Origin of the sequence: Acinetobacter sp. CFCC 10889, assembly GCF_003268395.1 — a bacterium.
In the GTDB taxonomy this organism is placed as follows: Bacteria; Pseudomonadota; Gammaproteobacteria; order Pseudomonadales; family Moraxellaceae; genus Acinetobacter.
This window is the reverse complement of sequence record NZ_LQXQ01000014.1, coordinates 1-13187: the sequence shown is the minus strand read 5'-3', so window position 1 is coordinate 13187 and position 13187 is coordinate 1. Positions and strand designations below refer to the sequence as shown.

At 38.6% G+C, this 13187-nt stretch carries 12 protein-coding genes and 1 pseudogene; 3 read left to right on the top strand and 10 right to left on the bottom strand.

Going from position 1 to position 13187, the window contains the following annotated elements; translation table 11 throughout:
- Positions 1-118 precede the first annotated feature (118 nt).
- The 5 genes and pseudogenes from pgsA to AVJ19_RS22000 form a co-directional block, all read right to left on the bottom strand.
- A pseudogene (gene pgsA / locus AVJ19_RS06915) lies at positions 119-705 on the bottom strand (CDP-diacylglycerol--glycerol-3-phosphate 3-phosphatidyltransferase).
- A gap of 119 nt (positions 706-824) precedes the next feature.
- A complete protein-coding gene (locus tag AVJ19_RS06910; protein ID WP_111859087.1) occupies positions 825-1619 on the bottom strand; it encodes a thioesterase family protein in 795 nt (264 codons plus the stop codon).
- Positions 1620-1719: 100 nt separating this feature from the next.
- On the bottom strand, positions 1720-2040 hold the full coding sequence (locus AVJ19_RS06905; protein WP_111859033.1) for a DOPA 4,5-dioxygenase family protein: 321 nt from the start codon (positions 2038-2040) through the stop codon (positions 1720-1722).
- An 86-nt stretch (positions 2041-2126) separates the two neighbouring features.
- Positions 2127-3926, bottom strand: a complete 1800-nt coding sequence (gene uvrC, locus AVJ19_RS06900; RefSeq protein ID WP_111859032.1) for an excinuclease ABC subunit UvrC — start codon at positions 3924-3926, stop codon at positions 2127-2129.
- Positions 3927-3953: 27 nt separating this feature from the next.
- Positions 3954-4106: a hypothetical protein gene (locus AVJ19_RS22000; protein ID WP_162626558.1), complete on the bottom strand. Its 153-nt coding sequence runs from the start codon at positions 4104-4106 to the stop codon at positions 3954-3956.
- 137 nt (positions 4107-4243) lie between these two features.
- Here AVJ19_RS22000 and AVJ19_RS06895 point away from each other — a divergent pair, with 137 nt between their 5' ends.
- Positions 4244-4972: an AAA family ATPase gene (locus AVJ19_RS06895; RefSeq protein ID WP_111859031.1), complete on the top strand. Its 729-nt coding sequence runs from the start codon at positions 4244-4246 to the stop codon at positions 4970-4972.
- A gap of 96 nt (positions 4973-5068) precedes the next feature.
- Here the strand turns inward: AVJ19_RS06895 and AVJ19_RS06890 are convergent, their stop codons facing one another.
- The 4 genes from AVJ19_RS06890 to AVJ19_RS06875 all read right to left on the bottom strand — a co-directional run bounded on the left by AVJ19_RS06890 (position 5069) and on the right by AVJ19_RS06875 (position 8596).
- Positions 5069-5593 carry a hypothetical protein gene (locus AVJ19_RS06890; protein WP_111859030.1) on the bottom strand — a complete coding sequence of 175 codons (525 nt, stop codon included), beginning with the start codon at positions 5591-5593 and terminating at the stop codon, positions 5069-5071.
- Between the two features lie 56 nt (positions 5594-5649).
- Positions 5650-6273 carry a PH domain-containing protein gene (locus AVJ19_RS06885; RefSeq protein ID WP_111859029.1) on the bottom strand — a complete coding sequence of 208 codons (624 nt, stop codon included), beginning with the start codon at positions 6271-6273 and terminating at the stop codon, positions 5650-5652.
- A gap of 150 nt (positions 6274-6423) precedes the next feature.
- Positions 6424-7341 carry a lipid A hydroxylase LpxO gene (gene lpxO, locus AVJ19_RS06880; RefSeq protein ID WP_111859028.1) on the bottom strand — a complete coding sequence of 306 codons (918 nt, stop codon included), beginning with the start codon at positions 7339-7341 and terminating at the stop codon, positions 6424-6426.
- 229 nt (positions 7342-7570) lie between these two features.
- Positions 7571-8596 (bottom strand): hypothetical protein, encoded by a 1026-nt coding sequence (locus tag AVJ19_RS06875; protein ID WP_111859027.1) that lies wholly within the window; start codon positions 8594-8596, stop codon positions 7571-7573.
- 400 nt (positions 8597-8996) lie between these two features.
- Between AVJ19_RS06875 and fadB the strand changes: the two genes are divergently transcribed.
- On the top strand, positions 8997-11150 hold the full coding sequence (gene fadB, locus AVJ19_RS06870) for a fatty acid oxidation complex subunit alpha FadB (RefSeq protein WP_111859026.1): 2154 nt from the start codon (positions 8997-8999) through the stop codon (positions 11148-11150).
- A gap of 12 nt (positions 11151-11162) precedes the next feature.
- A complete protein-coding gene (fadA, locus tag AVJ19_RS06865; RefSeq protein ID WP_087512598.1) occupies positions 11163-12335 on the top strand; it encodes an acetyl-CoA C-acyltransferase FadA in 1173 nt (390 codons plus the stop codon).
- A 45-nt stretch (positions 12336-12380) separates the two neighbouring features.
- Here fadA and AVJ19_RS06860 read toward each other — a convergent pair.
- A partial coding sequence (locus tag AVJ19_RS06860; RefSeq protein WP_162626557.1) for a hypothetical protein occupies positions 12381-13187 on the bottom strand: 807 nt, incomplete at its 5' end.

The following is a 13187-nucleotide window of genomic DNA, read 5'->3' as shown; positions in this document are numbered from 1 at the left end:
TTTGTCTTGCTTTACAAAAGACAGCGTTGCATCCAATCACAAAAACTTAAATCCACGCCACAAAAAAGCCCTTATTTTCAAAAATAAAGGCTTTTAAAATCTGCAATCTATAAGATGATTAAGGCTGTTTTAAATACGGCCAAGCCGCTTTTAGATAAATAAACATCGACCATAAAGTCAAAATTACGGCGGTATAAAGCAAACCATAAGCAAGCAATTCAAGTGGCTGCCAATTCAGTAAAAATACAGTGATCGCAATCATTTGAAAGGCTGTTTTATATTTACCGACAGTAGACACAGCAACATTGGTACGTGCGCCTAACTCTGCCATCCACTCGCGCAGTGCAGACACAGTAATTCACGTGAAATAATCACAATTGCAGCGAATGCCATCGCCACATTCGGTTGCCATTGCACCAAGACAATTAAAGCCGCAGCCACCATCAATTTATCAGCGACAGGATCAAGAAAGCGTCCAAAAGCAGATGTTTGATTTAAAGTTCTTGCCAGATAGCCATCAAACCAATCGGTCACTGCTGCAATCACAAAAATTCCCGTCAAAACTAAGTGGCGGGTCATCCCCCCCTCATGTCCACCTACACCAATCGCAGGTGGCCAATATGCAATTACCAAAAACACAGGTATTAACGCAATACGAGCCAGCGTCAAGATATTTGGAATATTCAGGATTCGACCTGTAGTCATAGACACCGCCAGTTTGTCCCCTCTTTGACTTGAAAACAGTCAAAAAATCAGAGATTACACTTCATTATGTACGCTACTTTAAACGATTCATCACAGACTGTCGACTGGACAAACTGTTCCTAAGCAAATACCGTCACTGTCTGACGAGCAATGGCAAGCAGTCGATTTTGTGCATCCCATATATATGCATGTTCTGCTGCATAACCATGTTCCGCATGGTCTGTGATGACTTGATATTTAAACCAATCATGCAGTTGACTGTGCAATGGATGAATAAAAGTTAAATGCCATGTCAATGAACTTGCAGGTGCAGGCTTACGGAACATTGGCAGTACACCCGGGGGCCAAACATCCATCAACGTCACCAAATCAGCCAATTGCATTTCACGATCAGCATGTAAGTCAGGGTCAAAACGACAACATCCTTTGAAATCAGGCGTTTTACTGCCTGACATTGGATAGTGTCCATCGGTCCAAGCCAATTGAAAATTTTTCACACATTCAGGGAAAGGTAAATATTTCGGAACAATATTCAGTTGTTCTACAGGTGGAAATTCAACGTTTGGGATCGTAAGTGGTACATTAATTCTTGACTCACGTTGACTGCCAAAACTCGCAATTAAAATACTTTGCACAGCATCATTTTGCCAAAGTCGAACTTCTATTGTGGTCACAGATTTACCTTGACGCAAAACTTCAGCCGTCAACTTCACTTGAGCGTCTTCAACAGGACCAACAAACGTCACACTGCAACTGAGTAGTTTTTTCAGTGGGTCATTAATCGTCACTGTTGCTTTATGAATCAACATTCCTGCAACCAAACCACCAAAAATCGTTCGTCCTTGCAACCATCCTGTTGGCAATTCAATCCATTCCTGTTGTGCGATTTGCTCAAATACTTCCGTGAGTTGCATGACCATTCTCATTGATTTTTATATTGCTCTATCTTGCACATTTCAGCGTATGTTGTGAATGATCAATGACCGTAGCGTCTATAGAATTTTGGGTCAAATATTACAATTGATCTAAATGTAAAACCAAACTTTCCCCAAGCCATTTTGCATGTTCAGTATGTGCCAAATATTCATCTTCAATTAAAGGATGAATTAAAACAGGAAAATCTGAAAACAAATCTGTGAGTTGTAAAATGACCTCATCTAAAAAATGCTGCTCAAACTCTATTTGAAACATTGGTTTGGGTAATGGACCAACTGCTTTTAACAATAATCGCCCTGTAAAAATTTCAGGCGAAAATCGTTCGCACAGCTTTATTCTTAACTGTTGAATATACGGTTCTTGTGCAAGATCAAAAAATACATGGGCATGATAATTCATTGTCTTTCTACTTTAATGTTCTTCTACTTTAATGTTCTTCTACTTCAATGTTCAACTGCTGCTGATGATTGATCAGTACGACAGCTTTACTCATGTAAAACCTTATAAATGGTTCTCGCCATCACATCACCTAAACCGGGAACAAGTTTCAATTCATTTTCAGAGGCTTTCAACACGCCCTGAATTCCACCGAAATGAGTCAATAAATCACGGCGACGCTTTGGACCAAGTCCCGGAATTGCTTCCAACACTGATCCACCACGGCGTTTGTCCCGCTTCGCCCGATGACGTGTAATCGCAAAACGATGTGCTTCATCACGCACTTGCTGAATCAAATGCAAGGCTTTATTGTCCTCAGGCAACTGAATTTTTGTACCATCAGTAAAATGCAAAGTTTCCAAACCGGGCTTACGTCCCTCACCTTTCGACACGCCAACCATAAAGGCATCCAAGCCCAACTCCTGCATCACTTCCATTGCCATGTGTAACTGCCCTTTACCCCCATCAATGAGTAATAAATCAGGCAACATGGCTTTCTTATAGCGACGAGTCAAAGCTTGACGCATCGCTGCATAGTCATCACCGCCTGTAATATCTTCAATGGAGAATTGACGATAATCACGCTTGCGTGCGCCACCCGCATCGAAGACCACACATGAAGCAATGGTCGCTTCGCCCATGGTATGGGAAATATCAAAGCATTCAATCCTGTCGATTGGGCGACCACAAAACTCTTCGAGCTGATGAAAACGCTCATTCAGTTCTAAATGATTGGCTAACTTACCTTTAATTGCATGCTGAACATTCATTTCTGCGAGTTCGAGCCATTCCGCACGGGTTTCTCGAACATTATGTTTGATTTGAATTTTCTTCTCGAACTGTTGATGCAGCGCTTCTTCCAACTCTTTACGATCAGAAACTTCAACATTCACAATCAATTCACTTGGTACTTCATCTGCAACTTGGAAATAGAAATTCGCCATAAAGTCGGACAACATTTGCCCCAAATCATCGCCCAACATGTCAGGAAAATAACTTTTTCCACCGAGCATTTTACCATTGCGCACATGCATGATTTGTACGCAAGTCACTCCTGCTTGGTAGGCAATGGCAAGAATATCAGCCTCACCCTTAATTTTATAAATTGCCTGTTGTGCCTGCACATCACGCAATAAAGCCATACGATCACGATAGAATACTGCCTTTTCAAATTCTAAATTTTCAGCAGCCTGTTCCATCTTTTGAATCAATTCCTGATTCAATTCTTTGGTATCACCATTTAAAAAGCGAATCGAGTTTTGCACATCTTCGTTATAAGCTTCAGGCGAAATCAGACCAACACATGGCGCAGTACAACGTTTGATTTGGTACTGCAAACATGGGCGTTTACGTTGTGAAAAATAGCTGTTTTCACATTGGCGGACATTAAATAATTTTTGCAAAACTAAAAGCGTATCTCGTGCATTATAAGCACTTGGATAAGGTCCAAAAAATTTACCGACTTGATGTTTGCCTTTGCCTCGTCCCGATGCAATACGTGGATAAGGTTTGTCTGCCGAAACAAAGATATAGACATAGGATTTATCATCACGCAGCATGATGTTATAAGGCGGGCGATGCAGTTTAATCAGGTTTTGTTCAAGTAATAGGGCTTCTGTTTCCGAACGCACCACCAACGTTTCAATATCATAAATCCGAGCGACCAATGCCTGTGTTTTTGGATGTTCAATGGTCTTCACAAAATAACTCGACACACGATTTTTTAGATTTTTGGCTTTACCAACATACAGCAATTCGCCCTCTTTACCGAGCATGCGATAGACACCCGGAAGCGTGGTCATATTGGCTAAAATCTTTTCGATATTTTCACGTGCGTTTTCGTTCACTGTTGACCTATTCTTTTCAGTTCCATCTCATGATGTGATGCTTTTTATTTCAATTTCAAGCGATTTATTTACTGAGCGTGTAGAAACAAAGAATTCACCGATCATCTCATCATTAAAAGTAATCAGTTTTTTGCTAGGCTGATTCATTCGACTATTCTCAAGTTCAATGCTGCCATCCATTTTCCCAAGTCTTGCTCTATATCCCTTTCATCTGTGAATCAAAATCATTCATTAGACCATGATACAAAAAATTATTGGTTAAAAATTAATAGTCTGTTAGCTTCATCTTGAATTAAAACATTCTTACTGATCATAATATGCACGAAAAATCACCTTTTTTAATGAAAGTTGAATTACTTCAATCAATACCTGATGATTTTCCTTTTTATCATCTATACCCACTTCATTTTAAGAAAAATATTACCGTCATTGTTGGTGAAAATGGTGTTGGAAAATCCACTATTTTAGAAGCTTTAGCAGTTAAATTTGGTTGTCCTGCTGAAGGTGGTTCAATCAATTTTAATTTTAGTACTGAAGATACACATCTGGATTATACAAAACACCTACGGATTGCCAAAAATGGTAAAAAAATTAAAGATATTTTCTTTTACCGCTCAGAAACCTTCTATACTTTTTTAAGTGAAATGCGTCGTTTAGATAATGAACCCGAAGGTGGAAGCAGAATTAATACTTATTATGGTGGGCGAGATTTACATACCGTTTCGCATGGCGAGTCAATGATTGCACTTTATTCACATCGTTTTAAAGAACAAAGTTTATACTTTTTAGATGAGCCAGAAGCCTCTCTGTCTATTGCCAATCAAATCAACCTTGTAGAGCGTATTTTACAACTCAGTCAACAAGGGACACAATTTATTATCGCCACACACTCTCCTGTTATCATGGCAATACCTGATGCGACACTCTTGCAAATTACTCAAAATTCCCAATATGAAACTACTTTTTCGGAAACTAATCATTATTATTTGCTTAAAGAGTTAATCAATTCAAAAGGTGACTTCTTAAGGCATATCCTAAATTCCTAAACTGTATTAATCCTGCCTTATCTGTCCAAACTGATATTTTATTACTATTACTTAAGAATAAACTTTTGATTCAAAGTTAATAGTCTGTCGATATTTTTATCTCTGCCTCAAACGAAATGTAATGTGCCAATAATGTTGCTCAGAATCAACATATCGAACTTCAGCCACCCAATTATTTTTAATCCATCGAATGGTCTGTCCTGTAGTCAATGGTTCCGCCAAATCATTGGCTACCATTTTCCAGCCCTGCTGCTGATAACGTGGCAGAATCTCTTGTTGAAGATCACTCAAAGATAACTGTGACAGTGGAAGATCCTCGGCAAAGCTTTTGGTACTCGTAATCCATGTGAACTGATGATATTGATAAGCTGGGAGTTTTTCCTGATAAATCAATGTTGCATCTTGATATAGCTGCGTCATGACATCGGGTAAATAGTCCAAACGCTGCTCTAAAGTCACTTTGTCTTCATCCTCAAACGGCTTCACATCCAAATGCGGAAAAATAAAAAAGGGCGCAAGCATCACAGCTGCAATAATAAAATAAAGTATCCGATTAAGATTCTCATTTTTCTCTTGAAAAATGGCAGGTTTATTTTCATTATCTTGTTGAGAATTATTCATTTTTAAAGTTTCTAAATAAAACGCCCTTTCGAGCGTTTCATCAATATAAATGGATGTTAATTTCTTAAATAACGCTCAAAAATCTCAGAGAAATCATAATTTTCGATCTCTTTAATCCGTTGATTGGCATATTCTTCAACTTGATGTGAAGTTTGATTAATAATTTCAGGTAAATTTAAAATCACCTGTTCACTCAACTCGCGTAAATTAAACATTTTCTGCACATTTTCATTACTTTGCAGCAAGATATTACGCTTACGATTAATCTCTTTACAGGTTTCACCAATGGTAAATAAAGCTTTGTACAGATCACGGATTTTTTCAATTTGCTTTTTATCAATATCAATCGAGAAGTTTTGTTCACCCAATTGAAACTTAATCTCTGCATCCAAATCCACTGTACCTGCGGTTTCCAACAATACATTTTTGATCGGATTATGCTTATATAAATAACGATACAACATGCGCTTTTTGCTCATGGCACTTTTACCATCCAAGTGCATAAAAGCCACATTGGTAAAGCAATATTCATCGGTTTTGCTTTTAATCACAAAAAAGATTTTTTCATTATCTTCATGAAAAATATAATCATCAATATCAGTTTTATTAAAATCATGTGGCTCGATAATTGTACCGATATCACTTGTTCCCATCATTTCTGAGGCTAAATTTTTAAACATATACGATTTCCTTATAATTTATCCTGTTAAAGAATTTAGCAGTTTTAAACGTGGCTACAAGTTGATAATTGTTATTCAAATACCCTTGTTTTTCCAAATTTAAAATACAAAAAACGCCCCGAAAGGCGTTTAAATTCAAAACTCTATCATTTAATGAAAAACATAAGGTCGAATAAAAATCAAGAAAAATAGCCCTAACATTAAGAACCATTTTAAAACATAGTACAGTTGACGATTGGACTTTTTCAATGCTTTGGCTTTGATACGGATTTGGTACACATAGCCAAAAACTTTATTTAAGCCACCTGTTTGATCGCCTGCCTCATTCGGTGAACTTGCCGCAGTCATCACCTTTTTACCAAACCAATGGTTAAAACGCTCCATCCATAAAGTTGTTAATGGACGCTCAACATCCGCAAAGAAAATGATGCGATTTTGATCAGTTTTATTTTCAGCATAGTGAATATAAGTTTCATCAAATACCACGCTTTCACCATCACGCCATGAATATTTTTGACCATCCACATCAATAAAACAACGGTCGTCATTTGGCGTAATCAAACCTAAGTGATAACGCAATGACCCTGCATAAGGATCACGATGACGCACCAAACGACTATCAGGTGCAAGCTCAGTAAACATCGCTGCTTTAATGGTCGGTAATGTTTTTAATAATGCTGTCGTTTTTGGACAAAGATCCGCAGCCGACGGATGGGCTGAGTCATACCATTTTAAATAAAAACGTTTCCAACCTGTTTTAAAGAACGAGTTAAAGCCCAAATCATCATAACTACTTGATGCCTTAATACCACCTTGCGCATACAGTGCTTGCGCCTCATCTCGAATCATTTCCCAGTTTTCATCTAACACTTTTAAATCTTGAAAATGTTGTGTTTCGATATAAGGCTGATTCGGCACTTTAGAAAACATATACATCAAAAAATTAATCGGTGCGAGCAGCGTAGAATGGTCAAAAAATTGACGATAAAACGAATGACGCACTTTACCGCGATTTTGGATATACAGCGCTGAAATCACAAAAATCGCCAATATGATCCATTTAATCATATAGCACTCTTTATCAAATCTTTAGGGAGGAATTTCATCTGATCTAGATGAAATTTTGAGGTTTAAAACCTCGAGGATGGACAAATTTTAACAAATCCAAAACATAAAAGCTGAATTATTTTCTCATATCAAGAGAATAAATTGTAAAAAATCCCATTTTTCAATACAAAAAATGGGATTATTATTCAAAAAAATGTCTGAAAAATAAGGAACTTATTAAACTAAAAATTTAATTTGTCCAACGCAATAATCTAAATTCAAGCAATGATTTTGCAGCTGTTTCATTATAGATATAACAACCTGACTGGTTTTGTGCCATTTGCAGTTGGAAAGTACGTTTTTCTCGATCGCCTTTTGCTGAATTGAGTAATTTACCCAACGTTTTATATTCTTGTGCTGCTGTTTTTTCCAGACTTGGTGTAAATTCAGCCTCATAAAGTTTATTTTGAAATTCAACTGCGGTAGCATCTTTTGCATTCAACGCAAAATCTAAATCATAAATCGTTGTCCACGGAATCGCTTGCCAAATACCACTGGCATAACGATATTGAAGTCCATTGTTTGCAGCATTTAAGTCATCGATATAGTCTATATTTTCATCATCAAAGTCTTCAAAAGACTGTTTAATTTCGTAGTCGGCATCAACATCAAAACTAATCGAATCTACACGATCTTTTTGTGAAACGAGGCGATAACAACTACTGCCATTTGGAAACTTTTCTTTGCCATACGCACTTAAGAAAATACGAGCATAACCATAGGTATTTTGATCATCAAAACCGACTTGGCGATAACCTGGCAAAACAGTATCAAACATGTTACGACCTGATAAATTCACCTTTTCAAAGCGCCAGTCCGATTTTACATTGCCAATGGTATTGACTGTCCAACGCGTTAAGTCATCTAAATCAATGGTTCTTTCTGCAATATCATTAGGTGTATAAAGTTTACTATTGGTCAGTAAATAATAGCCCAATGCTTTATGGCTACTACTTGGATCTTTAAACTGTTTATTTTGCACTTCTTCATAACTGGCTGTGAAATCATCTGAATTTTTAGATGTTGAATAATTCATATAATAATAACGTGTGCCATTCACTAAAGAATCTTTCGATACAGAAGAATAATCATCGTCTGAGTCACTACCTCCGCCACCACAACCTGTCAGAATCAAAGAGGTCGCAACCATTGAAAATAATATTTTTTTTGCAAGCATTTGAGGTTCACTAAATTCTCTTTTTAAAGCTAGAATCATAACGAGCCCCCTCACCAAGCTCAATTTGATTTTTAAACATTTCTTGTAAAAAGCATTATTTTTTGTATCTAGCATTGACCCAAGTGACAAAATAGACAAAACATGATGTACATATTTTAAAGTTTTAAAATCATAAAAATACGTTTACAAATTAATAAATTATTAATAAAAATAATATTTTAAGAATAACCTATCCATCACTTTCTTGATATCACCTACAGACTTCAAGCAAAAGTATGTAAAAATTTCATGACCCTTGCGTCACGGCTTGATACAACTTGTTAGGTTATTTTTAGATATAGTTATCGTAAGATTAGAGAAGTCGAAATGTGTGTAGGAAAAACGCACACGTACTTCAAAACATCAATTTAAGAAGTCCTCCAAAAAAGGAGATCAGGGCATGATCCACGCTGGCAATGCCATTACCGTCCAAATGCTTGCGGACGGAATTGCAGAATTCCGCTTTGACTTACAAGGTGAGTCGGTTAACAAATTCAACCGTGCAACGCTTGAAGACTTTAAAGCTGCTATTGAAGCTGTAAAAAATAACAGTGAAGTAAAAGGCTTAATTGTTACCTCTGGCAAATCTACATTTATCGTTGGTGCAGACATCACTGAGTTTGGTGATAACTTTGCTCAAGGCGAACAAGCTATTATTGAATGGGCGATGCCTGTACATGATATTTTCAACGCATTTGAAGATTTAGAAGTTCCTAAAGTTGCTGCGATCAATGGTATTGCATTGGGCGGTGGTTTTGAAATGTGCTTGGTGTGTGACTACCGTGTCATGTCACAAACTGCATCTGTAGGTTTACCAGAAGTTAAGCTTGGGATCATTCCAGGCTTCGGTGGTACAGTGCGTTTAAGCCGTCTGATCGGGATCGACAATGCAGTTGAGTGGATTGCCACTTCTGCAACGAAACGCCCTGATGCTGCACTGAAAGATGGTGCTGTAGATGCAGTTGTTGCTGCGGACAAATTACAAGATGCTGCCATTGACCTTGTTAAACAAGCAATCTCAGGTCGTTTAAACTGGAAAGCAAAACGTCAAGAAAAATTAGAGCCTGTTAAACTTGACATGCTTGAACAAATGATGGCGTTTAACTCATCTAAAGGTGTGGTCCTTGCCAAAGCAAACCCTGCTCAATACCCTGCGCCGAAACTTCTTCTTGATTCACTTCAAGCGGGTGTGAGCCAAGGTCGTGATGCTGCGTTGAAAGTTGAAGCTGAAGCGTTTGCTAAAGCTGCGATTACCCCACAAGCAGGCGCATTGATTGGTTTATTCATCAATGACCAAGTTGTGAAAAAAGCATCGAAAAAACATGAAAAAGGTGCGCATCCTGTAAACCAAGCTGCCGTTTTAGGTGCGGGTATTATGGGTGGCGGTATTGCTTACCAAGCGGCAAGCAAAGGTACACCAATCATCATGAAAGATATTGGTAATCCACAACTTGCTTTGGGTATGAAAGAAGCAAATGGCTTGTTGACCAAACAAGTTGAACGCAAAAAAATGACACCTGCGAAAATGGGTGAAACCCTTGCACGTATCCGTCCAACTTTAAGCTACGATGAGTTTAAAGAAGTCGATATCGTGATCGAAGCGGTGACTGAAAATCCAAAAATCAAAGAAGCTGTATTACGTGATACAGAAGCAAAAGTTCGTGAAAATACGATCATTGCATCAAATACTTCTACGATTTCAATCACGCGTCTTGCAAATGCATTAGAGCGTCCTGAAAACTTCGTCGGTATGCACTTCTTTAACCCTGTTCACATGATGCCTTTGGTGGAAGTGATCCGTGGTGAAAAAACATCTGAAGAAGCGATTGCAACGACTGTTGTTTTAGCTCAGAAAATGGGTAAAACGCCGATCGTTGTCAATGACTGCCCAGGTTTCCTTGTAAACCGTGTCTTGTTCCCTTACTTCGGTGCATTTGACCTATTGCTTAAAGACGGTGCTGACTTCCAGCAAGTTGATAAAGTGATGGAAAAATTCGGCTGGCCTATGGGTCCTGCATACTTGATCGATGTTGTGGGTATCGATACAGGTGTACACGGCGCAGAAGTGATGGCGGAAGGTTTCCCTGACCGTATGAAGCCTGACTTTAAAGGCGCGATCGAAATCATGTACGAAAACAAACGTCTTGGTCAGAAAAATGACGTTGGTTTCTACAAGTATGAACTTGATCGTAAAGGCAAAAAAGCCAAAGTGGTTGATCCAACTGCATACGAGCTTGTTGCTTCTATGGCAACCACTGAAAAGCATGAGTTTGATGCTCAAGAAATCATTGACCGTATGATGCTAACGTTCTGTAACGAAACTGTTCGTTGCTTAGAAGACAACATCGTATCTACTGCGTCTGAAGCAGATATGGCAATGATCATGGGTGTAGGTTTCCCTCCATTCCGTGGTGGTCCATGCCGTTACATCGACCAGACAGGTGTTGCTGAATACGTTGCGCTTTGTGACAAATATGCACACTTAGGTAAGGCTTATGAAGCGCCACAAATGTTGCGTGACATGGCTGCTAACAACAAAAAATTCTACGGTTAAGGAGCAACGTGAATGGCTACTTTAAATCCACGTGACGTTGTCATCGTTGATGGCGTACGTTCTGCAATGGGTAAAACCAAAAACGGTATGTTCCGCAATGTACGTGCTGACAGCTTATCTGCTGAATTGGTTCGTGCTTTAGTTGCTCGTAACCAGTTTGATGTCAATGAAGTTGAAGATGTAATCTGGGGCTGTGTGAACCAGACTTTAGAGCAAGGTATGAACATTGCTCGTAACATCGTGCTTTTAGCTGATCTTCCTAAGACTGTAGGCGGTCAAACGGTTAACCGTCTTTGTGGTTCTTCTATGCAGTCGATCCACACTGCTGCGGCACAGATTGCAACCAACCAAGGTGATATTTTCATCATCGGTGGTGTTGAGCACATGGGCCACGTAGGCATGATGCACGGCATCGACCTGAACCCTGAAGCATCTAAGCACTATGCAAAAGCATCTAACATGATGGGCTTAACGGCTGAAATGTTAGGTCGTATGAATGGTATTTCTCGTGATGAACAAGATGCGTTCGGTGTTGAATCTCACCGTCGTGCTTGGGCTGCAACTCAGGAAGGTCGTTTCAAAAATGAAATCGTTGGTGTTGAAGGTCATGATGCAAATGGCTTTAAACAACTTTGTGATATCGATGAAGTGATCCGTGCCGATGCTAACCTTGAAGCGTTCAAAGCATTACGTCCTGTATTTGATCCGAAAGGCGGTACAGTAACTGCTGCAACATCTTCAGCTTTGTCTGATGGTGCATCTGCAATGTTGCTCATGTCTGCTGAACGTGCTCAAGCGCTTGGTCTTAAGCCACGTGCTGTCATCCGCTCTATGGCGATTGCAGGTTGTGATGCTGCGATCATGGGTTATGGTCCAGTTCCTGCAACTCAGAAAGCACTTAAACGTGCTGGCTTGTCTATGAATGACATCCAAACCATCGAGTTAAATGAAGCGTTTGCTGCTCAAGGTCTTTCTGTTATGAAAGGTCTGAACATCTATGACAAGCAAGACATCATTAACCTGAACGGTGGTGCGATTGCGCTTGGTCACCCATTGGGTTGTTCTGGTGCGCGTATTACGACTACATTGCTTAACGTAATGGAGCAACAAGATACGCAAATCGGTCTTGCGACCATGTGTATCGGTCTTGGTCAAGGTATTGCAACCATTATCGAACGTGTTTAAGTTTTAAATACGTGAAAAAGAACCCCGCTGAGTGCGGGGTTTCTTTTATCTTCTTATAATTTTCAATTCATTCTTTGCATCTTCATAGTTAGATGCAGTAGCTTTCATATGATCGACATAGTATTGTAACATTTCAATCTGATTGGCATGAATCGCTTTGATGCATTGATCTTTAGTAGGTTCACGGGCTGACTCAGCTTGTAAGTTCATCATTGTAATAATAAAATAAAAGTCTGAATCATTCCAAAATTTAGAATTTTGTACGCGTAATAAAGGAATTTTTTCAGCATACAGTGCACCACAATGCTGTTCATAATTATTCATGACTTTTTGAAAATCAAATTTGGATAATATCTCCATATCAGCAAAGATCTCATCGCATCTGCTCATCTGTTTCTCAAATTTAGGGCGATACCAAGCCTGATCCTGTTTCAGAAATTTATTTAAATTAGTATCTGCCACTAATGTTTTCGCTGTGCAAGATACTTCACTTGCACCGATTAAATCGGCGCGTTCAATCCATTTTTGTACATTTTCCCTATCATTCAACTTATAAAATGCATAGGTCAAATGTTCAGCAACCGCTTCATTTCGCATGACTTCTTCAAAGTTTGCATGTGGGTATTTTTTATGAAACTCATCTGCCAATAATTGATTGTCATAAAGCTGACTATATAATTTCACTATGCTTTTGACGCGTTCAAGATCATTAAGCTGTATCGCACTAATCAACTGATATGCTTCATTAGAATAATCAAATTGTGTGATGAAAACAGGAAATATTTGTTGAAACAGTAAATCATCATGTAGAGAAGCATTTTTATAAATTTGTTTAAATATTTGGTGGTGTAT